Genomic DNA, 22,235 nt, shown 5'->3' with positions numbered 1-22,235 from the left:
CTCCTCCGGTCGTCCTGCGGCTACCTCTTCGTCCCGCCGAGTCGTGCGGCCACGTCGGCCTTGACCACACCCTGGCCATGGCACACGGGGCATTCGACGAAGCCTGCGGCCTCCACGGCGTCCGGCACCGGCTGCGGAGCCGGGGTGATCCGGCCGCTCTCCTTGGGCACGGTGACGGTGATCGAGACGATCGCCAGCAGCAGGAAGATCAGGTTCACCCCGAGGGCGAACATCGCGGCCAGTCGCAGCCCGATGTTGCTCTGGGCGCCCTGCATCTGGACGACGTTGCCGAGCGTCTCGAGCTGGGTGCCCGACAGGCCGCTGAAGCCGGTGAACACCGCCAGGGAGACGGCAGCACCGATGGCGCCGCCCAGCGAGCTGGCCATCTTGTAGATGCCGGCACCCGAACCGGCCTGTTCGGCGGGCAGGTTCGCCAGCGCCGCATCGGTGGACGGGGTCGCGTAGAACGCCAGGCCGAGGCCGAACAGGGCGTACGCGACCACCGCCAGCCAGACGTACTGGCCGATCAGCAGGTGGGACTGCATCAGCAGCAGACAGGCGACGATGACGATCAGCGAGCCCCAGATCATCGGCTTGCGGGGGCCGAAGCGTTGCAGCAGCTTCTCGCCCACCCGGATGAAGGCGATGATGAAGATGCCGTAGCCCAGCGTCAGGATGCCGGCGTCCCAGGCGGTGTAGGCGCCACCGGCCGGGCACAGGCCGGCGGCGTCGCGGGGCACCTTGCAGCCGGCCAGCTGGATCAGCTGCTGGCTGACGATCAGCATGCCGATGGTGGCGTTGAGCAGGAAGTTCGAGATCGTCGCGCCGGTGAACGTGGTGTTCTTGAACAGCTTGAAGTCGATGAAGGGTGTCGCCTTGCCGCGCTCGACGAAGTAGAAGACGGCGTAGGCGGCGATGGCCAGGGCGGCCAGGCCCAGGGTGATGGGACTGGTCCAGCCGATCTTCGAGCCGTAGAGCAGGACGATCATCAGGCTCAGGGTGGCGACGATGAAGAGCAGCAGGCCGACGATGTCGAACTTCTTGTGGCCGTGCTGCACCACCTTGCTCTCGGGTGTGCCCAGGATCATGAAGAACGCGATGGCCGAGACCACGATCGAGGCGATGAAGATGGCCTTCCAGCCCATCGGGGTGAAACGGATCATGGCGCCACCGAACAGGGCGGCCAGGCCGGAGCCGCCCCAGGAGCCGATCGACCACATCGAGACGGCGCGCTGACGCGCCGCGCCGTCCCAGTACGTCTTCACCAGCGCCATCGACGACGGCATGATGCACGCGGCCGAGAACCCTTGGATCGCGCGTCCGGTGAGCAGCAGGGGCAGGGCGACCGGACCGGTGGCGAACACCAGGAGGGCCGACCCGATGATGCCCATGATGATGCCGAGCAGGGTGATCCTGACGCGACCGATCCGGTCGGCCAGGCCACCCATCAGGACGATGAACATGCCGGAGAACAGGGCGGTGATCGAGACCGCCAGGTTCATCGAGGCTTTGTCGACGTACTCCTTGGGGGAGTTGATCTGCCTCATGATCTCCGGGGCGACCGTGCCGGCGGTGCCGGCGAACAACCAGAAGGTGACGACGGCCAGGACGATGCCCCACAGGAGCTTCTCGGTGCCTTGGTACGGCTTCGTCTGGGGCGAGGCCTGGGCGGTGGTGGACATGTTCGCACTCACTTTCCGAGGTAGGCGAGGGCGGCCGTCACGGCCGCCTCGGTACCTGTCTTCAGGGTCGGCTGCATCACGGGCGCGAAGCCGGGGTTGTGGTTCGGGAGGGTCTTCTCGCCCTCGGGGAAGCCGCCGAGCCCCCAGTAGGAGTACGGCACGCCGAGGGCGTTGGGGATGTTGCTGAAATCCTCGGAGGCCGGGAGCGGGGCGAGGGTCTCCACGCGGTCGTCGCCGAAGTGGTCGATGAAGGCCTGGGTGATCTTCTCCGTCACTGTCGCGTCGTTGTCGGTCAGCGGATAGGCGTCGAACAGTTCGATCTCCGGTTCCTGGGGTGAGCCGGAGGCCTGGCATTCGGCCTTGACGATCCGCTCGATCCCGGCGATCAGCTTCTCCCGGACGTCCGTGTCGTAGGCCCGGATGTTGAGCAGCAGGGTCGCGTGGTCGGGGATGATGTTGGCCTTGGTGCCGGCCTGCAGGCTGCCCACGGTGACCACGCCGAACTGGCTGGGGGCGATCTCCCGGGACACGATCGTCTGGAGCCGCATCACGATGCTGGCGGCCAGGACGACGGGGTCGATGCCCAGGTGCGGCATGGAGCCGTGCGACCCCTTGCCGTAGACGGTCACCTTCAGGGAGGCCGCGGTGGACAGCATCGGGCCGGCGACCGTGCCCACCTTGCCGGCGGAGGGGGCGGCGAGCACGTGCTGGCCGATGGCCACGTCCGGCTTCGGGATCTTGTCGGCCAGCCCGTCGTTCACCATCGACTTCGCCCCGGCGGCGGTCTCCTCGCCGGGCTGGAAGAGGGCGATGTAGGTGCCCTGCCAGGCGTCCTTGTGCTTGCTCAGCAGTTCGGCGGCCCCTAGACCCGCGGTGATGTGGAAGTCATGGCCGCACGCGTGCATCACCGGCACGTCATTGCCCTCCGCGTCGGTGGCCGTCCTGGTCGAGGCGTACGGCAGGCCCGTGGTCTCCTTGACCGGGAGCGCATCGATGTCGGCGCGGAAGAGCACCGTGGGGCCCTCGCCGTTGGCCATCACTCCGACCACGCCGCCGCCGATCTGCTGGACGTCGTAGCCGAAGCCCTCCAGTCGTCGGGTGATCTCGGCGGCCGTCTCGGTCTCCATCATGCTCAGCTCGGGGTTCTGGTGGAGGTGGACGTAGAGCTCTTCCTGCCAGGCGTTCGTGCTGTCCAGATCGCTGAAGACGTCTGAGGTTGTCATGAGGCTCACTCCTTTGGATAAGGCCTGTCTATGACGGTTGCGCGCGGAAGCGTTGCGTCTTTCATGTAAGCATCGACCGCTGCGGGTTGGCGGGGGTTCGCACCGGTTGCACACAACGGTCTGATCACAAATTCAGCGTGCTATCAGGTGGGACGGTCCGACGGGGCAGTCGGTACCGTCGTGGCCGAAGTGCCCATCGAGGCGTTCGGGAGCCTGCGGCGGGTCGCGGGACACCGTACGAATCGCCGGCCGCGTCACGTCGGCGGACAAGCAGCGAGCCCCGTCCCTGGTGGGGCGGGGCTCGCGGTGGCGGAGGATACGAGATTCGAACTCGTGAGGGCGTGAACCCAACCCGCTTTCCAAGCGAGCGCCATAGGCCTCTAGGCGAATCCTCCGTTGGAGGACACTACACGAGACCACTGGGTCGTCCAAATCGGTCCCGTGCGCGGGTCGGCGTGGGCCCGGGTGGCGGAGGTCGAGTTGGGGTCGGTGGCCCCGATCGCCTACACTTGCCGAAGGTCCCCCGTGTGGCGTTACCTCGCCCAACTCCCCCAGGGTCGGAAGGCAGCAAGGGTAAGTGAGCTCTGTCGGGTACGCGGGGGACCCCCATCTTTTCTCGAGCCGGGCCCGTCGGGTCCGGCTCGCTTCGTTCCCGGGGTCAGAAATCGTCAGTGGCACCGCATAGGGTTGCCCCGTGGATGATGACGAGCTCGAGCCGTGGGAGGACGACGGCGCAGACCTCCCGGACGAAGGGGAGGCCGACGGCCCCGTTGTCGTCGAGCAGGACGAGGATGACGGCGCCGGTGACGTGACGCCCCAGGCCGGGACGGGGCTCTTCGCGCCTCCGGCTGCGGTGCCGCCCGAGGAGTCCGCCACACCGCTGGCGCTCTACCGGCGCTACCGCCCCGACTCGTTCGGCGAGGTGATCGGCCAGGAGCACGTCACCAAGCCGCTGCAGCGCGCGCTGGAGAACAACCGGGTCAACCACGCGTACCTGTTCTCCGGCCCCCGGGGCTGCGGCAAGACCACCTCGGCGCGCATCCTGGCCCGGGCACTGAACTGTGAGAACGGGCCGGCGGCCGAGCCCTGCGGCCACTGCCAGTCGTGCCGGGACCTGGCCACCGGCGGCCCCGGCTCGATCGATGTGATCGAGATCGACGCCGCCTCGCACGGTGGCGTGGACGATGCCCGCGACCTGCGCGAGCGGGCGTTCTTCGCCCCGGTCTCCAGCCGCTACAAGATCTACATCATCGACGAGGCGCACATGGTGACCACGCAGGGCTTCAACGCCCTGTTGAAGCTGGTCGAGGAACCACCGCCGCACGTGAAGTTCATCTTCGCGACCACCGAGCCCGACAAGGTGATCGGCACCATCCGCTCGCGTACCCACCACTACCCGTTCCGGCTGGTCCCGCCCAAAGTGCTGACCGACTACCTGGCCCGGATCTGCACCGAGGAGGGCATCGCCACCGAGACCGGCGTGCTCCCGCTGGTCGTACGGGCCGGCGGCGGTTCCGTACGTGACTCGCTGTCCGTGCTGGACCAGTTGCTCGGCGGCGCCTCCCCGGAGGGCGTCACGTACGAGCACGCCACCAGCCTGCTCGGGTTCACCCCCGACGACCTGCTGGACACCATGGTCGACGCCTTCGCCGCCGGCGATGGCTCGGGGGTGTTCACCGTGGTGGAGAAGGTGATCGAGGCGGGCCAGGACCCGCGCCGGTTCGCCGAGGACCTGCTGCGCCGGCTCCGCGACCTGGTCATCGTCGCGGCCGTGCCGGACGCCCTGGCCACCGGTCTGGTCGACGTGACCCCAGGACAGGCGGAGACGTACGCCAACGAGGCCGCCGCGATGGGGCTGGGTGAGCTCACCCGCGCCGCCGACGTCATCGCCGAGGGCCTGACCCAGATGCGCGGCACGACCGCCCCGCGGCTCCACCTCGAGCTGATGTGCGCGCGGGTGCTGCTGCCCGGAGCCGATGTGACCGAGCGCGGCACCAATGCGCGACTGGACCGGATCGAGCGTCGCCTCAACCTGGGTGGCCTCGACACCGGGCTACCGGTCGGCGAGGTACCCGGAGCCGGTGCTCCCGCACCCGCCCAGCGGCCCCGCGGCGGACGCCGCGAGCACACCCCGGGCACGGCCGCATCGGCCGGACCCGCACCCATGGCTCCGCCGCAGCCCGCACCGGCGGCGGCCGCGGCGATCCCTGCCGCGGACGGGAACCCTGTCGTGCCGGCCCCCGTGCGACCCGCTGCGCCGGCAGCGTCCCAGAGCGATTCCGCCCAGGCCCAGGGGGCCGCCGGCCAGGTCACCGAGCGTCCGGCCCGCCCACCGCGACCCGGACGACCCGACCGCCCGGACCTGCCGGCCACGCCGCCGGCGCAGGAGGCTCCGATCCCGTCGGCTCCGGTGCAGCCGGTCCCGGCTATGCAGCCCGTGCCCGTGCCGGAGCAGGCCCCCGCTCCGCAGCCCCGTCCGCGCGCAGATGCGACCGGTGCCCGGGCGTTGACCACCCAGGACGCCCAGGAACACTGGGAGGACATCCTCGCCGCCGTCGGGCGTCGCCGCCACTTCACCAAGGTGCTGTTGGAGGGCAACGGTGCCCTGGTCTCCCTGGTCGGCGGGGTGCTGACCCTTGCGCTGGGCTCGGCCGGGGCACGGACGAGCTTCGAGCGTCCCCGGGAGCGGCAGACGTTCCTGGAGGCGCTGACCGAGGTTTTCGGGGTCGCGCTGCAGGTCGAGACGATCATCGACCCCGATGCCGGACGCCAGGGTCGTGGCGGCCGGGGCACGTCCGGTCCGTCCGGTCCGGGTGGACGTACGCCCCCCGCGGGCGCGGGTCCGGCACCGGCCGGAAGCGGCGCGGGCCGTCCCGGTGCTGCCGGCCCTGGAGCGCCCAGGCCGACAGGTCCGGGGGGCTCGGCGGGCCAGCCGGGCGCCGGTGGGCCGGTCGTAGCGGCAGGCACCCGGCCGCCGTCCGGTGGCCAGCAGTCGGTCCCCGCAGGGTCACCAACGCCCCCGGCGTCCACGGCCTCCACTGCCCCCGCGATGCCGCCGGCATCATCGGCCTCGCCGCGGCTGCGTGGCACCAGGCGGGGTGTCTCGGCAGCCGCCGGCGCGCCGATCCGCGAGGAGGTTCCGCCGCCGCCCGAGCCGCCCGAGGATCCCTGGGACGAGCCGCCGCCGGAGGAGGATCCGTACGTTCCTCGGACGCCCCCTCACGCCGACAGTCGACCGGTGACGTCGGCACCCGATCGGGACTTGGACCGACCCCCGGTGCGCGCCGCCGCGGCGCCCGGAGCCGCCCCGTCTGCCGGCCCTGTTGCCGGGCCGGGAGCATCCGGGCCGACGACACCGTCGGCGCGTTCGGCGGTGGGCGGCCATTCCGCACGCCAGACACCCGGGGCCCAGTCCGGTCCCACGTCTCGACCGAGCCGGTATTCCCAGGTCGTGGCGGCACCGCAGCCGGCCAAGGAGTTGACGCCCGAGGAGGAGGCGGCCGCCTACAGCGACGAGGACATGACGGTCGGCGAGGGCTACGAGAATGCGGCCGAGCTGCTGACCAACGTGCTGGGTGCCGAGCTGATCCTGGAGGAGCAGCAGGAGACCGGCCTGCAGGTCTGAGGGCTCGGTGGTGCGTCGTAGAATGGTGCGGTCCGAAAGAAGGAACGCATGGCGCACGCCCCCGAACCCAAGTGCCCGGTCCGCCCCGGCGACAGTTGCAGCCTCTGCTATCCCGGTGCCACCGGCCCGCAGGACTGCGGCCTGGTCTGGCTGGTCCGCGAGGACCCGGAGCTGAGCGCCGAACTCACCCGGCTCAAGGCCGAGCTGAGCGCCTGAGGCGAACGGCCTCCGACCGCCGGTTGCCAGATCATTCCCGCGCGTCCGGCCAGAGCTGCGCCACGACCTCTGCGGCCGATGCCTCACGGACGTGTTCGACCCCGGTGCCGGCCCACAGGTGCAGGTGCTGGGCGTCGCCCGCCGCGGCTGCCGCCCGGCGGATCGGTCCGGTCACCTGGTTGATCGCGGGGTAGGAGGCGGGCGCGAGCGCGTCGTACGTCGCGATGAACGCGTTGTCCAGACTGCGCGCCCAGCGCCCGGAGAAGGCCCGCGTCATCCGGGTCGGGCCGAACCCCGGATGGGTCAGCGCCGCCCGGTAGGTCGGATTGGTGCCGGCCTCGGGGGTGAGCAGGAAGGCCGTGCCGAGCTGGGCGCCCGCGGCTCCCGCGGACACCACCCGGTGCACGTCGTCGGCGGTGGCCAGTCCACCGGCCGCCACCACCGGCACGTCGACCTCCGCCAGCACCTGGGCCAGCAGGTCGTCCAGCGGCAGCGAGGGGGCGGGGTCCGACGTATGCCACGTCCCCTGGTGCCCACCGGCGCCCGGACCCTGGACGACCAGCCCGTCCATCCCTGCCTCCACGGCGGCTCGGGCATCGGCGGTCGAGGTCACCGTCGCGACCAGGAGCGTGTCGACTCCGTGCAGGCGCTCCACGGTCGTACGATCCGGCAGCCCGAAGGTGAAGGAGACGATCGGCACCGGCTGGTCGACCAGCAGGTCGACCTTTGCCGCCCACCCGTCGTCGTCGGGGTACGGCTCGGGCAGACCGTCGAGGCCCAGCTCGGCCGCCAGCGGTAGCAGCGCCTCGCGGTAGGCGAGCACGGCCGGCAGGTCGATCGGCTCGGTGTCGGGCACGAAGAGGTTCACCCCGAACAGGTCGGTGCCGGCCGTACGGACCGCGGCGACCTGTTCGGCCAGGGCCGCCACCGGCAGGTAGCCGGCGGCGAGGAAGCCCAGCCCACCGGCCTCCGCCATCGCGCTGACCAGCGCTGGGGTCGACGGGCCGCCGGCCATCGGGGCGGCGAGGATCGGGACGCGCAGTGTCGGGAAGCCACTCATGTCCTCGACGCTAGGGGAGACCCCAGCCCGAGGGAAGGGGCGGTCAGGCCGGATCGGCCACGCGCAGCACCCCGGCGCCCTCGATGTCGCCGCGGGCGAGGTAGCCGAGCGCGCGGTCGGCCTGTTCCAGCGGGTACTCGTGGGTGGTCGGGTGCAGGCCGAGCCGCGCCGCCAGGGTGAGGAACTCCTCACCGTCCCGGCGCGTGTTGGACTCCACGCTGGTCAGCGTCTTCTCGTGGAAGACGTGCTGCTGGTAGTCGAGGACGGGGATGTCGGACATGTGGATGCCGGCGCAGGCGAGCGTGCCGCCGTAGGCCAGCGCGGCCAGCGCGTACGGCACGATGTCGCCGGCCGGGGCGAAGATGATCGCCGAGTCCAGCGCCACCGGAGGCATCTCGCGGGCGTCGCCGGCCGAGGCGCACCCCAGCTGGAGTGCGAACCCGCGGGCCTGCTCCCCGCGGGTGAGGACGTGCACCTCGATCCCCTGGGCGAGGGCGACCTGGGCGGTCAGGTGCGCGCTGCCACCGAACCCGTACAGGCCCAGCACCCCACCGGGTGGGACGTTCGCCCGGCGCAGGGCCCGGTAGCCGATGATCCCGGCACACAGCAGTGGCGCGGCCGTCGCGTCGTCGAAGCCCTCGGGCAGCCGGTAGGCGAACCCCTCGGGGGCCGTCGTGTACTCGGCGTAGCCGCCGTCGGCGTCCCAGCCGGTGTACTGGGAGCGGCGGCAGAGGTTCTCCCGGCCCGATCGGCAGTGGCGGCAGACCCCGCAGGTGCGGCGCAGCCAGGGGATGCCGACGCGTTCCCCGAGGACGAAGCGCTCGGCGCCCGGGCCGGCGCCGACGACCTGGCCGACGATCTCATGGCCCGGCGTGACGTGCTGCCGATGTACCGGCAGGTCGCCCTCGGCCACGTGCAGGTCCGTCCGGCACACCCCGCAGGTCAGGACCCGGACCAGCACCTCGCCCGGCCCTGGCACGGGCATGGGCTTCTCGATGAACTCCAGCGGCCCGCTCTCCAGCGGACCGGGTGTACCGACCTGCCAGGCACGCATGGTCGACCTCCTCCTGTTGCCACCAGTCCTCCCGTTGCGACCAGTCCACCACGAGGCCGGCCCTGGGGTCCGGGTGTCGCAGGATCGGTGTACTGATTCCCGACGGGACCTCCCGATCGACGGGCCGCCGTGACGGAGCACCGTGGATCGAGGGCACCTGTTGGGATTCAGTACGGGGCCCGGTGCGTGCCGGACCGGTCAGGACCAGGCGATGGCTGCGCATAGTCTTGTCGCAGCGCCCACCTCCGTGAAAGGACCCCCAGATGACCGAGGGAATGCCCCAGGGCTTCGACATGAACGCACTCATGCAGCAGGCCCAGGCCATGCAGGCCCAGATGCAGCAGGCCCAGGCAGAACTGGCCATCACCTCCGTCTCCGGCACCGCCGGCGGCGGCCTGGTCACGGTCACCATGACCGGTGCCGGTGAGGTCACCGCTGTCGAGATCAAGCCCGAGGCCGTCGACCCCGAGGACACCGAGTCGCTCGGTGACCTGGTCGTCGCCGCGCTGCGTGATGCCAACAACCAGGCGACCGCTCTGGCCCAGCAGAAGCTCGGCCCGATGGCCGGCGGGATGGGCCTCGGTCTCTGAGTGGCAGCCATCTACGACGGCCCGATCCAGGACCTGATCACCGAACTCGGTCAGCTTCCCGGGATCGGGCCGAAGTCCGCCCAGCGCATCGCCTTCCACATCCTGTCCACCGAGAAGGAGGACGTGATGCGGCTGGTCGATGCGCTGGTGCAGGTCAAGGATCGGATCCACTTCTGCACCACCTGCTTCAACGTCTCCGAGGGGGACACCTGCTCGATCTGCCGCGATCCGCGCCGCGACAACGCGGTGGTCTGCGTGGTCGAGGATGCCAAGGACGTGGTGGCGATCGAGCGCACCCGGGAGTTCCGGGGCCGCTACCACGTGCTGGGCGGCTGCATCAGCCCGGTCAACGGGATGGGGCCGGACCAGCTGCACATCCGCGAGCTCGTCGCCAGGCTGGCCGACGGATCCGTGCAGGAGGTCATCATCGCCACCAACCCGACCATCGAGGGCGAGGCGACCGCCACGTACCTGAGCCGGCTGTTGCTGCCGATGGGGCTGACCGTCTCCCGACTGGCCAGCGGCCTGCCGGTCGGCGGCGACCTGGAGTACGCCGACGAGGTCACCCTCGGGCGGGCGTTCGAGGGCCGTCGTGCCCTCAGCTGAGGCCGGCCTTCCTCCTGTTCGCCTGGTCGCGACCGACCTGGACAACACCCTGCTGCGCACCGACAAGTCGGTCAGCCCGCGCACCGAGGCGGCGCTGCGGGCGGCCGCGCAGGCGGGGGTAGCCGTCGTCCCGGTCACCGCCCGCCAGCGTCTCGGCGTGCTGGCGGTCGCGCCGGTGTTCGTCGAGCTGGCGGATGCCTTCGGCGGCTGGGCGGTGTGCTCCAACGGCGCCCTCGGCGTGCACCTGGCCAGCGGTGAGCGGCTGTTCGAGGCCACCATGGCCGTCGCAGCCCAGCGCGGCCTGGTCGACCGGCTCACCGAGGCCGTCCCCGACATCCGGTTCTGCGCCGTCCGCGACGGGGGAGACGGGTTCTTCGTGGAGCCTGGCTACGCCGAGCTGACCGTCTGGTCGGACCACAACCGCGACCCGCGCCAGATGCAGGTCGTCGACCGAGCCGCCCTCGCGGCCGCGCCCAACCTCAAGATGGTCGCCCGGCACCCCGAACTGGGTCCGCGGGACCTCCTCGCCACCTTCGCCACCCTGGACCTGCCGGGCCTGCGCGCCACGTCGTCGGGCGCACAGTTCCTGGAGATCTCCGCCACGGGCATCGGCAAGGCGTACGGGCTGGGCCGCCTGGCCGACCACCTCGGCATCGCCCCCGGCCAGGTCGTGGCCCTCGGCGACGGGCTGAACGACCTGGACATGCTCGCCTGGGCCGGCCGCGGAATCGCCGTGGCCAACGCCGAGCCCGAGCTGCTCGCCGCGGCCGACGAGGTCGCGCCGGGCTGCGACGAGGACGGCTTCGCCCAGGTGCTCGAAGCCGTCCTCGCGGGTAGGTCCGACCGGTGGTCCGGTCAGGCGACCGGGATCCTCACTTGAGGGCGTCGAGCTTGCCGTAGTGCTCGGCGAGCAGGTAGTAGACGGTGAGCCGGTCCTTGCGACCGTGGATCTGCTGGCCCACCTGCTTGATCTGCGCGTCCAGTTCGGCGTCGCTACCGGTCACCCCAAGCTTCTTCTTGAGGAAGTTCTCCCGGACCGTGGCGAGCTCGGCGGGATCGCTGAAGGAGACGCTCGCGGAGTCCTGCTTGCTCAGGACCAGGCGGTAGGTCTTCTCCATGGCGGCGACGACGGTTTCGTCCACCGTCTCGACGTACTTCTTGATATCGGCCAGATGGTCGGTCATGGGCACACTCCTTTGGGTGTCTGTTGTGCCCAGCGTGCGCACGTCCTCCCTGAGGGGAGCCTGAGGTGACGGTCGGGGCCGCGCGGAACTTGGGCCGGACCCGCCGACGGCCTAGACTGACCCCCGTCGCAAGGCGAAGATGGGGCCATCACCCCGGAGCTGCCGGAAGAACAGGCTCGGCGCGGTCCACCAGGACCCGACCGGCGCCCCACTAGAACCGGCTGCGGCGAGAACGAAGTGGGTGGGGCGTCCCTGACGACCCGCCAAGAAGGGTGGTACCGCGGGTCCGCTCGTCCCTTCCTCCCAGCCCGGCGCAGGCCACGGCTGGTCCAGGATCGATCGACGAGGGATGAACATGACGCAGGAGATCCCGACGGACGCGCAGGTCGAGCAGCGCGATCCCGCGGCAACGGTCGCGCACGCGACCGCCGAGCAGGGCCACTACCGGGGCGCCTACCACGCCGTACCGGCACAGATCGACCTGCCGGGCATGGAGCACCAGGTCCTGGACTTCTGGGCCGCCAACGACGTCTTCGCCAAGTCCGAGCAGCGCACCGCCGGCGGTGACCGCTGGACCTTCTACGAGGGGCCGCCGACCGCCAACGGCATGCCCGGAACCCACCACATCGAGGCCCGCGTCTTCAAGGACATCTTCCCGCGGTTCCGTACGATGCAGGGCTACTACGTGGAGCGCAAGGCCGGCTGGGACTGCCACGGCCTGCCGGTCGAGCTGGCCGTCGAGAAGGAACTCGGCATCAACGGCAAGCCCCAGATCGAGGACTACGGCATCGAGGCGTTCAACGCCAGGTGCCGCGAGTCGGTCACCCGCCACGTCGACGCGTTCGCCGAGCTGACCGACCGGATGGGCTACTGGGTGCACCTGGACGATGCCTACCGGACCATGGACACCTCCTACATCGAGTCGGTGTGGTGGTCGCTGAAGCAGGTCTTCGACAAGGGCATGCTGTCGCAGGACCAGCGCGTCGCCCCGTACTGCCCCCGTTGCGGCACCACGCTGTCGGACCACGAGCTGGCCCAGGGCTACGAGAACGTCGTGGACACCACCGCGTTCGTCCGCTTCCCGGTCACCTCCGGTCCGTACGCGGGCAAGGCCGACCTGGTCATCTGGACCACCACCCCGTGGACGCTGTTCTCCAACACCACCGTGGCCGTCGGCGCCGACATCACGTACGTCACCGCGACCGACGGGGACAGCACAGTGATCGTGGCCGAGGACAACGTCGCCACCGCGCTCGGCGAGGGCTGGACCGTGCAGGACCGGTTCACCGGCGCCCAGATGGAGGGCTGGACCTACTCGCGCCCGTTCGACGTCGTCGAGCAGCCGGGCAGGGCCTGGTTCGTGGTGCTCGAGGACTACGTCGCCACCGGCGAGGGCACCGGCCTGGTCCACCAGGCGATGCCGTTCGGTGAGGACGACTTCCGCTCCTCCAAGCGGAACGGGATCGAGTTCGTCAACCCGATCGGCCCCGACGGGCACTTCCATGAGGGCTACGACGTCGCCGGCGGCAAGTTCTTCAAGGACGCGGACAAGGCCGCGCTGGTCGACCTGAAGCAGCGCGGGCTGCTGTTCCGTACGCTCGACCACGAGCACCCCTACCCGCACTGCTGGCGCTGCCACACCCCGCTGATGTACTATGCCCAGCCGTCCTGGTACGTCCGGACGACCACCATCAAGGACGAGTTGCTGCGCGAGAACGAGGGGACCACCTGGTACCCCGAGACGATCAAGTGGGGCCGCTACGGCGACTGGCTGAACAACAACGTCGACTGGGCGCTGTCGCGGACCCGCTACTGGGGCACGCCGCTGCCGATCTGGGTCAACGACGCCACCGGTGACACGATCTGCGTCGGCTCACGCGCCGAGCTCGGCGAGCTGGCCGGCCGCGACCTGTCCGACCTGGATCCGCACCGGCCGTTCATCGACGACGTCACCTTCACCAAGGACGGGGAGGAGGGCACCTACCGGCGCGTCCCGGAGGTGATCGACGCCTGGTACGACTCCGGGTCGATGCCGTTCGCGCAGTGGGGCTACCCGTACGCGGAGGGGTCGAAGGAGGCGTTCGCGAACGCCTATCCGGCGGACTTCATCTGCGAGGCGACCGACCAGACCCGCGGCTGGTTCTACTCGCTGATGGCGGTAGGCACCTCGGTGTTCGACAGGTCCTCGTACAAGAACGTGCTCTGCCTGGGCCACATCCTGGCCGAGGACGGCAAGAAGATGTCCAAGCACCTGGGCAACATCCTCGAGCCGATCCCGCTGATGGACAAGCACGGCGCCGATGCGGTCCGCTGGTTCATGGCGGCCTCGGGTTCGCCGTGGGCGGCCCGCCGGGTGGGCGACACCGCGATCCAGGAGATCGTCCGCAAGGTCCTGCTGACCTACTGGAACTCCGCTTCCTTCCTGGCGCTGTACGCGAACGCCAACGGTTGGGCGCCCGAGAACGCCGACGGCACCCGCAAGGAGGTGCCGCTGGCCGAGCGCCCGGTGCTGGACCGCTGGCTGGTCTCGGAGACCAACGTGCTGGTCGGTGAGGTCACCGCTGCGCTGGAGGACTTCGACTCCCAGCGCGCCGGGCAGCTGCTGGCCGACTTCGTCGACAACCTGTCGAACTGGTACGTCCGCCGCTCGCGGCGCCGCTTCTGGCGCGGCGAGGACTCCGCACTGCTGACCCTGCACGACACGATGGAGGTGTTGACCCGCCTGATGGCGCCGATGGTGCCGTTCCTGACCGAGCACGTCTGGCAGCAGCTCGTCGTCCCGGTCGACCGTACGGCGGCCCCGTCGGTGCACCTGACCGAGTGGCCGGTGGCCGACGAGTCGGTGGTCAACAAGGAGCTGGACGAGGCGATGGCGCTGACCCGCCGCGTGGTCGAGCTCGGCCGCGGCGCGCGAGCCGAGGCCAAGGTCAAGATCCGCCAGCCGCTGTCGCGCCTGCTGGTCTCGGGCGACTCGTACGCCAAGCTGCACGAGTCGCTGCGCGCGGAGATCTCCGACGAGCTGAACGTGCAGGAGATTGCCTCCTTCGCGTCCGCCGGGGACCTGGTCGACTACTCGGCCAAGGGCAACTTCCGCAACCTCGGCAAGCGGTTCGGCAAGCAGACCCCGCTGGTCGCCGCGGCGATCGCCTCCTGTGACGCGGCCGCGCTGCACGAGGCGCTGGTCCGGGACGGGAAGGCGACCGTCGACTTCGAGGGCGGCACCGAGGTCGGGCCCGACGACGTGCTGATCGCCGAGCGACCCCGCGAGGGCTGGTCGGTGCTGAACGAGCAGGGCGAGACCGTGGCGCTGGACCTGGAGCTGACCCCGGAGCTGGTGTCGGCCGGTGTCGCGCGTGACGTGATCCGTGAGGTGCAGGAGGCCCGGAAGAACTCCGGCTTCGAGGTGTCCGACCGGATCGAGCTCGTCTGGGCGGTGGAGAACAGCGAGGTCGGCCAGGCCACCGGTGCCGCCGTGCGCGAGCACATGGCGCTGATCGCCGACGAGGTGCTGGCCACCGAGATGCGCGAGGACCAGATCACCCAGCGCGACTTCTTCGTCGAGGAGCTGGGATTGGCCTTCGTGGTGACCCGACTGGGCTGAGTCAGGACGGCAGGAGGGGCGTACGCGGCTGGTGCCGCGTACGCCCCTTTGTGTTCGGTCGGTGTGCCTGGCCGTCAGGGGCGGGGGGATCCGGGGCCGGAGGGCCCGATCGACGGGGGCTCGTCGTGGTCGCCGTCGGTCGGGTCCTGCCAGGCGGGCGGGACGGCCCGGCCGGCCTGCTTCTCCTGCTCCAACAGCCTGCTGACCACGACGGAGGCGACGATCGCGGAGACGAGTAGCGGCCAGAAGGGGATTCCCGTGAAGATCCACAGGCCGATCGCCACCGGCCAGACCAGCGAACGAACCAGCTGCAGCGTCTGCGCTCGAGTACGGGTTCCGGTGGTGGCTGGGACGGGCGGCGCCGGGGGCGGCATGGCCGGCAGGTAGGGCGCCTGCGCCGGAGCCATCTCCTGCGAGGGTGCCGGGTCCGGACCGAAGGCGCCCAGGGGTGGCAGGTCGGAGAACAGCGGCCCGAGGTCGGCACGGGTGCGGGCCTCCATGGCAGCGTCCAGGCGTTCGTTGAACTCGGCATCGTTCAGTCGGCCGGCGACATAGTGCTCCTTGAGCGCGTCGACTGCGGCCTGCCGTTCGGCATCGCCGATCCGGGGCAGGGGGCGACCCGGCTGGTCACCAGGATCGCTGGTCATGTGTTCCATTATGCCGAGCAGGGAGTCACCCGGCGGTGGGGCGTGGTTTGCCTCCTTCCCGGAGGTGCGCGTGACGGGGTGCTCGTGCTGTGTCATCGGGGCTGCGGTGGGTGCGCGCTGTGAATCGTCGCCGGTCCGGACTGTGCCTGTGGATAACTGCCTCGGCGGGCGGGGAGGTGGACCGCCCGTCGGTAAGACTGGGGGCAGCTACGAGGGGATGATCGATGCAGCACGCCCGCCTGAAGACGACGACAACGAGCCTTGCACTGGTCTTATTGGCCCTGCTCGCAGGGTGTGGGGACTCCGCGCTCGCCGGACCTTCTTCGAGTCCGGTTCCGACCTGGACCTGTACGCCCGATGCGTCGGGGAGCCTGTGCACCCAGGAGAAGGCTGCCGCGCAGGCCGAGGAGGCTGCGGCGTACGCGGAGGCCGAGCATGTGTATCGGGAGTTCACGAAGGAACGGAACAGGTTGGCAATGGCAGGTGGATCAGCGACTCCCACAGCCGAGATGGCCCGACTGGCGACAGGGAATTATCTCGATACGGTTGCTGACTTCTTGGCAACGGGACACGAAGCTGGTCGCAGAGCGACTGCGCCCCTGGAAATCATCAACGTCGAACCACGAACCTATGTGGATGGACGTGTGACGATGTTGAGTTGCGAGGACGGCAGCCGCATCCAGATCATCGATTCCAGCGGCTCGGTAGTGGGTACGGGAGCTCAAGGGTCGGTGGAAATCGCGGTGGAGCACTTCCCTGAGGGGTGGAAGCTAGTCGATGGCTCCGACTCGGAGGAGTCCGTATGCGACTGACGGGACTTGCTTCGATGACCTGCCTGCTCGTCCTCGGAACACCCCTCACGGCATGGGGAAGTCCAGGGGGAATGAGCGATTGGATCGGCCTCGGTGTATCGCCTTCCAGCTCCGATGGAGCTACCGGGACAATCAAGACGACCACGACCATCCGCGGCTCATCCAGCGGCGACTCCGCTGCACGGGGACCATCCTCCGACCGCGCTGGATCTCCATCGGGATCGGGATCGGGAACCGGCGCCGGAGGACAAGCCGTGGCGGTGCAACCCACCTCGCGAATCGACCCGGTCACCGGCCGGGTGATCCAACTCCTCACCAACTTCATCCCCAACGCTGCACCCGCTGGTGCACCTGCAGCTGCGCCCGCGATCACCGTCGCTCCCGTCGTCCTCGCCCGCGAGGCCGCCGCGACCCTGCAGTTGCCCGGCCAGACGGTTCGTGTCGGCCCCGATCCCTCCCTCAACCGTTGGGACATGCTCGCCGTCGGCTATCCCCTGTGGCTGTGGCGCGAGGGGGCCGGGTCCATGACCGAGTCGGTGAGCCTGGGCGGAGCCACACTCTCGATGACCGCTACCTACCGGGCCACTACGTACGACCTGGGTGACGGAACCAGGCTGACGTGCACGCAGTCCACGCCGTGGGTCGCCGGCGCCCAGCCGCCAGGCACACCCTCGCCGACCTGCGGGCACGTCTATTCGCGTCCCGGCAGCTACACGATCACCGCGCTGCACAGCTGGGACCTCGCCTGGTCGGGGATGGGGCAGTCCGGGACCTTCCCACTGACGAACACCTCGTCCGCGACCGTCGAGGTGGGTGAGCTGGCCTCCGTCGTCATCGGGCGCTGACCCACCCCCACCCCTCCGGTCGCGACGTACGATCGGTGGCACCAACGCCGGCATGGTGCCGACGATCCGGCCCAGGAGCTCCGATGCCCGAGGTGAACGTGCGCTTCAACCCCTACCGATCTCGCTGGGAGGCGCTCATCGGTGGTGACGAGGTCGGCTTCCTCGACTACCAGGTCAACTGTGGCATCGTCGAAATGTCGCAGCTCGGCGTCGATCTGGCGTCCAGCGACGACGCGGCGGCCCCGGACGTCGAGGCAGCGCTGGTCCAGGCGGGCCTCGAACAGGCCCGCGAGGACGGCCTCCGAGTGGTGGCCACCAGTCCCGAGGTCGAGCAGCTCCTCCGGGAACACCCCCAGCAGAAGTGACCCGGGACCGGCCACAGTGAGGGACCCTCTGCCGAGGGCCGACCGGACCTATATCGTGTTGCCCGACTCAGAGTGGAAGAAGGAGGCCGCATGCCCCGCATCGTCCAGAAGTACGGTGGATCCTCGGTGGAGGACGCCGACGCCATCAAGCGCGTCGCCCGTCGTGTCCTGGCCGCCAAGCAGGGGGGCAACGACGTGGTGGTCGTCATCTCGGCGATGGGCGACACCACCGACGAGCTGATGGACCTGGCCCTCCAGGTCTCCCCGATGCCGAAGGCGCGCGAGCTCGACATGCTCCTCACCACCGGCGAGCGCCAGTCCGCGGCCCTCCTGGCGATGGCACTGGCCGACCTCGGTGCCGATGCCCGCTCCTACACGGGCTCGCAGGCCGGCGTCATCACCACCGCCAAGCACGGTGACGCCCGCATCATCGACATCACCCCGGGACGGATCGAGTCCGCTCTCGACGACGGCAACATCGTCATCGTGGCCGGCTTCCAGGGCGTCGCCCAGGACACCAAGGACGTCACCACGCTGGGCCGCGGCGCCTCCGACACCACGGCTGTCGCCCTCGCCGCCGCGCTCAGCGCCGAGTACTGCGAGATCTACTCCGACGTCGACGGCATCTTCACCGCTGACCCGCGGATCGTCCCGGCCGCCCGCCAGATCCCCGAGATCTCCTACGAGGAGATGCTCGAGATGGCCGCCAACGGGGCGAAGATCCTGCACCTGCGGTGCGTGGAGTACGCCCGCCGCGAGCACGTGCCCGTGCACGTCCGCTCCTCGTTCACAGACAAGCCCGGCACCTGGGTGAAGGATCTCAAAGACGTCAAGAAGGGACCAGGCATGGAACAGGCTCTGATCACCGGCATCGCCCACGAGCGGGGCGAGGCGAAGATCACCGTGGTGGGGGTTCCCGACCAGGTCGGTCGCGCCGCCGCCATCTTCACCGCCCTCGGCGCGGCTGACATCAACATCGACGTGATCGTGCAGAACGTCTCGCGCGTCGACACCTCCCGCACCGACATCTCGTTCACCCTCCCCTCCGGCGACTCGCGCAGTGCGATCGCCACCCTGAAGGGGATCCAGGACAGCGTCGGCTTCCAGGAGTTGCTGTACGACGACCAGATCGGGAAGGTCTCGGTCATCGGTGTCGGCATGCGTTCGCACCCGGGCGTCACCGCGAAGTTCTTCCAGGCCCTCGCCGACGCCGGCGTGAACATCGGCATGATCTCCACCTCCGAGATCCGGATCTCCGTCGTCGTCGACCAGGACGACCTCGACAAGGCCGTCCGTGCCGCCCACACCGCCTTCGGTCTGGATGCCGACGGCGAGGCCGTGGTCTACGCCGGAACCGGTCGCTGACCACCAGCACCAACATCGCCCGCCGGTCGTCCGACCGGCGGGCGATCTGTTTCCCGGCCCGTGACCGCCTACGTTGGAGGCGTACGAGGAACCCGAGGAGCGAAGGAAACCACATGACGATCATTCCGGACCTGCGCCAGCGACTGGTCGGAGCCTGGCGACTGCAGTCCTACGTGGAGACCCCGGTCGACGGCGGCGAGCCGTACGAGCCGCTCGGTCCCCGGCCCCAGGGCCTGATCATCTACACCCCCGACGGCTACATGTCGGCGCAGCTGAGCCTGCCGGACCGGGCGGGGTTCGCCTCCGGGGACTGGTTCGACGGCACCACGCAGGAGTACGTCGCCGAGGCCTCCAGCTACATCGCCTACAGCGGGCCGTTCCACGTCGATGCGGAGACCGGCGCGCTGACCCACTCGATGGAGGTCTCGCTGTTCCCGAACTGGACCGGGCAGACCCAGCAGCGCACGGTCGAACTGGACGGCGATACCCTCACCCTCGGTTCGCCTGCCCCGATGCGATCGGGCGGCAAGACCGTCATGGCGCGCCTGGTCTGGCGCCGCGCATCGGCATCCTGAGCCAAGGCGTCACCCGGCGGAGGCGGCCCGGTACATCTCGCGGGCCTGCTCGAACCCGATCACCCAGCCGGTCTGCCGGATGCTGCGGTAGAGCGGGGTGGTCAGCATCTTCCCGTGGGTGTCGTAGACCTCCGGGAAGCCGTTGTCGCGGACCATCGCGGCGCGGTAGGCGTCGAGGTGCCGCCCCGCCTCGTCGAGGTAGTCCTGCCGGCCGGTGTGCCGGTGCAGCAGGAGCAGGGTCTTGACGTACTCCATGCCCCAGAAGCTCCAGATCGAGTCCCCGCCGTACGAGGCGACCGCGAAGCGGACGACCGGGTACTGCCGGTGGGCGCGGGTGTCGGTGTGGTACTTGATCGCGAACGGCTCCGCCACACCGGTGCTGCGGATGTGCTCGATCGAACGCTCCAGGTAGGCGCGTTCGGTCGGGTCCGCCGGGTCGAGGAAGCCGGTAGCCAGCACGATCAGCCAGTCCGACGAGTAGTACTGCGTCGCGGTGGCCTCCGGGGAGAGGTCCTCCAGGAAGTGGCCGCGCTCCGGCAGCCAGAAGCGGTCCAGGATCCGCTGCCGCAGGGCCGCCAGTCCCGGCGGATCAGCGGGGACGAGGCCGAGGCGCTGGGCCAGCTCGCTGGTCTTCCACAGGATGACGTTGTCGTAGAAAGCCGAGCTGCGCTGGGTGATGTCCTTCGCACCGGACATCTTCAGGTCGGTCCGCACCAGGCCGGTCGCCGGATCAAGGGCCATGTTGAGGTAGCGGTCGAAGTGCGCGACCAGCGAGGACCCGTAGCGCTCCAGCAGCTCGGCGGCGGCGCCGACGGTGTCGAGCGGATGGTGGTCCTCGGCGTAGGCCGCGGGGCGTCCCGGTTCCAGCCCGGCCAGCGCGGCCAGGGCGTAGAGCATCCCGTACAAGGTGTCGGAGGGGTAGGCGTAGATGTTCACGCAGGTCGCTGCCCGGCGCCCGGTCGCCACGATCGTGGTGGTCAGCTCGGGCTGCTTGGCGAAGACGCCCAGGGCATAGCCGAGGGTCTGCAGGTACACGATCTCCCGGTCCTGCCAGTCCGCGGGGCTGCCCGGCACCGAGCGGTCCAGCATCGGGTAGTAGAAGACGCCCAGGTTCCGTACGAACAGCGCGGTGAACTGGTCCCCGGAGATCAGCAGCAGGCGCTCCGGGTCGAAGCGCAGCGCGTGGATGTCGGCGATGATGCCGTCGACGGTCCCCGCCCCGGAGCCGGGGCTGTGCAGGTAGCGCGAGCCCAGCACGTTGACCGCGCAGGAGTAGTAGGCAAAGCTGCGCCACAGGGGGTGCTGCCGGATGACCAGGCCGTCGTTGCGGTCGCGTGTCTGCAGCCCGCCGGCCCCGAACCGGGCCGTGTACGTGCCCCGTACGATCGTGAACCGGGTGAACGGGTTCGTGACGTACGCGAGGGCCAGCGAACCGAGGGCGAGCAGGCTCGATGCGCCGGCAAGCAGGGGCACGGGAAGACGAGGGGACACGGGCAGCAGTCCTCGGAGGGGTCGGACGGTGACATCCCCCAGAATACGGCCCCCCGCATTCACCAAACGGGCAGCGCGGCCGCTCGCGACACCGCGCGATAGGCTCCCCGCCGAGGAGGAAGCGTGTCCGTCGCAGAGAATCGTCCGCAGTTGCCGCTGACCCGGTGCGACCAGGACCCGCAGCACCATGGCTGAGCCCGGCTTCGGCCGCGGACTGCGGGACGGGATCCCGATCGCCCTGGGCTACTTCACCATCTCGATCGCCTTCGGCCTGTACTGCGCCCGGGGCGGCGTGGGCCCCTGGAGTGCGGCCACGATGGCGCTCACCAACCTGTCCTCCTCCGGCCAGTTCGGCGGCCTGAGCGTCATCCTCGCCGGGGGTGCCCTGGTCCAGCTGGCCGTCACCGTGGCGCTGGTGAACCTGCGCTACCTGCTGATGTCCTTCTCGCTGTCCCAGCGGCTGGCGCCGGGCACCGGCGTCCTGCGTCGGCTGGTGATGGCGTACGGGGTGACCGACGAGATCTATGCCGTCGCGATGTCCCGGCCCCAGGTGGGCTTCCGCTACTTCACCGGCCTGATGTCCCTGCCGGTGATCGGCTGGACCGGCGGCACGCTCACCGGCACCCTGGTCGGCAGCGCCCTACCGGCCTCGCTGCACAGTGCGATGGGAGTACTGCTCTACGCCATGTTCGTGGCGATCGTGGTTCCGGTGGCCAAGGGTTCGCGCGCCGTACGGGTCGTCGTCCTGGTCGCGGGGGTGGTGAGCAGCCTGCTGGCGCTGGTCCCGGGCGTACGGGAACTGGAGATCGGCTGGCGGATCATCATCGCGACGGTGGTCGCCGCCGCGTTCGGTGCCGCCCTGTTCCCGGTCCCCGGCATCGGTGCCGAGCAGGCCTCCCCTCGCGAGGCCACGCCGGAGCCCGACAGGGAACCGACGCCGGACCCGGACAGGGAGCCAGCGCCGGGGGAGGGGGCCGCATGAGCTACCTCGCCGCCTCAGTGCTGGTGATGGCACTGGTCACGTACGCCCTGCGGGTCGTCCCGCTGGTGCTGGTCCGGCGCAGGATCAGCAACCCGTGGCTGCTGTCGTTCCTGCACTACGTCCCGTTCGCGGTGCTCACGGCGATGACGATCCCGGCGATCCTGCTGGCCACCAGCATGTGGCAGTCGGGGCTGGTCGGGCTGGCCGTGGCCGTCGTGCTGGCGCTCCGCGGCCGCTCGCTGATGGTGGTTGCGCTGGCCGCCGCCGCGGCGGTGTGGGTGACCGAGTACGCGGCCGGCCAGTTCTGACGAC

General features: G+C 70.1%; 20 protein-coding genes, 1 tRNA gene and 1 other RNA gene. 14 read left to right on the top strand and 8 right to left on the bottom strand.

The genetic code is table 11. From position 1 onward, the window contains the following. Window positions 1–20: 20 nt before the first annotated feature. From GA0111570_RS05355 to GA0111570_RS05345, 3 genes are all read right to left on the bottom strand, one after another. The gene (locus GA0111570_RS05355) at window positions 21–1,682 is read right to left on the bottom strand and encodes an MFS transporter (protein WP_092607460.1); all 1,662 of its coding nucleotides are present in this window, start codon (window positions 1,680–1,682) and stop codon (window positions 21–23) included. Between the two features lie 8 nt (window positions 1,683–1,690). Further along, window positions 1,691–2,905 (bottom strand): amidohydrolase, encoded by a 1,215-nt coding sequence (locus tag GA0111570_RS05350; protein ID WP_092607457.1) that lies wholly within the window; start codon window positions 2,903–2,905, stop codon window positions 1,691–1,693. Window positions 2,906–3,212: 307 nt separating this feature from the next. Further along, window positions 3,213–3,300: transfer RNA gene (locus GA0111570_RS05345), tRNA-Ser, on the bottom strand. Between the two features lie 119 nt (window positions 3,301–3,419). On the opposite strand from GA0111570_RS05345, the gene ffs reads away from it, so the two are divergent. The 3 genes from ffs (at window position 3,420) to GA0111570_RS17620 (ending at window position 6,746) form a co-directional block, all read left to right on the top strand. After that, window positions 3,420–3,516: signal recognition particle sRNA small type (ffs, locus tag GA0111570_RS05340), an RNA gene on the top strand. Window positions 3,517–3,599: 83 nt separating this feature from the next. Continuing rightward, the gene (locus GA0111570_RS05335; protein ID WP_092607456.1) at window positions 3,600–6,530 is read left to right on the top strand and encodes a DNA polymerase III subunit gamma and tau; all 2,931 of its coding nucleotides are present in this window, start codon (window positions 3,600–3,602) and stop codon (window positions 6,528–6,530) included. A 48-nt stretch (window positions 6,531–6,578) separates the two neighbouring features. Then, window positions 6,579–6,746, top strand: a complete 168-nt coding sequence (locus GA0111570_RS17620; protein ID WP_175557339.1) for a DUF6767 domain-containing protein — start codon at window positions 6,579–6,581, stop codon at window positions 6,744–6,746. 31 nt (window positions 6,747–6,777) lie between these two features. Here GA0111570_RS17620 and GA0111570_RS05330 read toward each other — a convergent pair whose 3' ends face one another. Together GA0111570_RS05330 and GA0111570_RS05325 are read right to left on the bottom strand one after the other, a co-directional pair. Continuing rightward, window positions 6,778–7,806 carry an NAD(P)H-dependent flavin oxidoreductase gene (locus GA0111570_RS05330; protein WP_092607453.1) on the bottom strand — a complete coding sequence of 343 codons (1,029 nt, stop codon included), beginning with the start codon at window positions 7,804–7,806 and terminating at the stop codon, window positions 6,778–6,780. A 43-nt stretch (window positions 7,807–7,849) separates the two neighbouring features. Further along, entirely contained in the window at window positions 7,850–8,860 is a 1,011-nt protein-coding gene (locus GA0111570_RS05325) for a zinc-dependent alcohol dehydrogenase family protein (protein WP_092607450.1), read from the bottom strand. 263 nt (window positions 8,861–9,123) lie between these two features. Here GA0111570_RS05325 and GA0111570_RS05320 point away from each other — a divergent pair, with 263 nt between their 5' ends. Genes GA0111570_RS05320 through GA0111570_RS05310 form a run of 3 tightly spaced genes read left to right on the top strand, consistent with a single transcriptional unit; the run spans window position 9,124 to window position 10,936 of the window. Next, entirely contained in the window at window positions 9,124–9,450 is a 327-nt protein-coding gene (locus GA0111570_RS05320; RefSeq protein ID WP_245703033.1) for a YbaB/EbfC family nucleoid-associated protein, read from the top strand. A 9-nt stretch (window positions 9,451–9,459) separates the two neighbouring features. After that, entirely contained in the window at window positions 9,460–10,056 is a 597-nt protein-coding gene (gene recR / locus GA0111570_RS05315; RefSeq protein ID WP_092608235.1) for a recombination mediator RecR, read from the top strand. Continuing rightward, on the top strand, window positions 10,043–10,936 hold the full coding sequence (locus GA0111570_RS05310; protein WP_092607447.1) for an HAD family hydrolase: 894 nt from the start codon (window positions 10,043–10,045) through the stop codon (window positions 10,934–10,936). Before recR ends, GA0111570_RS05310 begins: the two co-directional genes overlap by 14 nt. On the opposite strand, the gene GA0111570_RS05305 is transcribed toward GA0111570_RS05310, so the two are convergent. Next, on the bottom strand, window positions 10,929–11,240 hold the full coding sequence (locus tag GA0111570_RS05305; RefSeq protein ID WP_092607444.1) for a DUF2853 family protein: 312 nt from the start codon (window positions 11,238–11,240) through the stop codon (window positions 10,929–10,931). The genes GA0111570_RS05310 and GA0111570_RS05305 overlap by 8 nt on opposite strands. A 355-nt stretch (window positions 11,241–11,595) precedes the next feature. Here GA0111570_RS05305 and ileS point away from each other — a divergent pair, with 355 nt between their 5' ends. Further along, on the top strand, window positions 11,596–14,841 hold the full coding sequence (ileS, locus tag GA0111570_RS05300) for an isoleucine--tRNA ligase (protein WP_092608232.1): 3,246 nt from the start codon (window positions 11,596–11,598) through the stop codon (window positions 14,839–14,841). A 74-nt stretch (window positions 14,842–14,915) separates the two neighbouring features. Here ileS and GA0111570_RS05295 read toward each other — a convergent pair whose 3' ends face one another. Next, window positions 14,916–15,488, bottom strand: coding sequence for a DUF1707 SHOCT-like domain-containing protein (locus GA0111570_RS05295; RefSeq protein WP_092607441.1), 573 nt, complete (start codon window positions 15,486–15,488; stop codon window positions 14,916–14,918). Between the two features lie 224 nt (window positions 15,489–15,712). Between GA0111570_RS05295 and GA0111570_RS17275 the strand changes: the two genes are divergently transcribed. The 5 genes from GA0111570_RS17275 (at window position 15,713) to GA0111570_RS05275 (ending at window position 19,450) form a co-directional block, all read left to right on the top strand. Continuing rightward, window positions 15,713–16,300 (top strand): hypothetical protein, encoded by a 588-nt coding sequence (locus GA0111570_RS17275; protein WP_139283152.1) that lies wholly within the window; start codon window positions 15,713–15,715, stop codon window positions 16,298–16,300. 254 nt (window positions 16,301–16,554) lie between these two features. Then, entirely contained in the window at window positions 16,555–17,145 is a 591-nt protein-coding gene (locus GA0111570_RS05290) for a hypothetical protein (protein ID WP_092607438.1), read from the top strand. Between the two features lie 83 nt (window positions 17,146–17,228). Further along, window positions 17,229–17,510 carry a GNAT family N-acetyltransferase gene (locus tag GA0111570_RS05285; protein WP_092607435.1) on the top strand — a complete coding sequence of 94 codons (282 nt, stop codon included), beginning with the start codon at window positions 17,229–17,231 and terminating at the stop codon, window positions 17,508–17,510. Between the two features lie 90 nt (window positions 17,511–17,600). Then, window positions 17,601–18,875 (top strand): aspartate kinase, encoded by a 1,275-nt coding sequence (locus tag GA0111570_RS05280; RefSeq protein ID WP_092607432.1) that lies wholly within the window; start codon window positions 17,601–17,603, stop codon window positions 18,873–18,875. Window positions 18,876–18,988: 113 nt separating this feature from the next. Continuing rightward, window positions 18,989–19,450, top strand: coding sequence for a lipocalin-like domain-containing protein (locus tag GA0111570_RS05275; RefSeq protein WP_092607428.1), 462 nt, complete (start codon window positions 18,989–18,991; stop codon window positions 19,448–19,450). 9 nt (window positions 19,451–19,459) lie between these two features. Here GA0111570_RS05275 and GA0111570_RS05270 read toward each other — a convergent pair whose 3' ends face one another. Next, on the bottom strand, window positions 19,460–20,941 hold the full coding sequence (locus GA0111570_RS05270; RefSeq protein ID WP_139283151.1) for a hypothetical protein: 1,482 nt from the start codon (window positions 20,939–20,941) through the stop codon (window positions 19,460–19,462). A 187-nt stretch (window positions 20,942–21,128) separates the two neighbouring features. On the opposite strand from GA0111570_RS05270, the gene GA0111570_RS05265 reads away from it, so the two are divergent. Continuing rightward, window positions 21,129–21,923 (top strand): AzlC family ABC transporter permease, encoded by a 795-nt coding sequence (locus tag GA0111570_RS05265; protein ID WP_092607422.1) that lies wholly within the window; start codon window positions 21,129–21,131, stop codon window positions 21,921–21,923. Then, on the top strand, window positions 21,920–22,231 hold the full coding sequence (locus tag GA0111570_RS05260; RefSeq protein ID WP_092607419.1) for an AzlD domain-containing protein: 312 nt from the start codon (window positions 21,920–21,922) through the stop codon (window positions 22,229–22,231). The genes GA0111570_RS05265 and GA0111570_RS05260 overlap by 4 nt, the downstream gene beginning before the upstream one ends. Window positions 22,232–22,235 lie beyond the last annotated feature (4 nt).

Source organism: Raineyella antarctica, assembly GCF_900092135.1.
GTDB lineage: Bacteria > Actinomycetota > Actinomycetes > Propionibacteriales > Propionibacteriaceae > Raineyella > Raineyella antarctica.
This window is presented reverse-complemented; position numbering and strand designations above follow the sequence as displayed.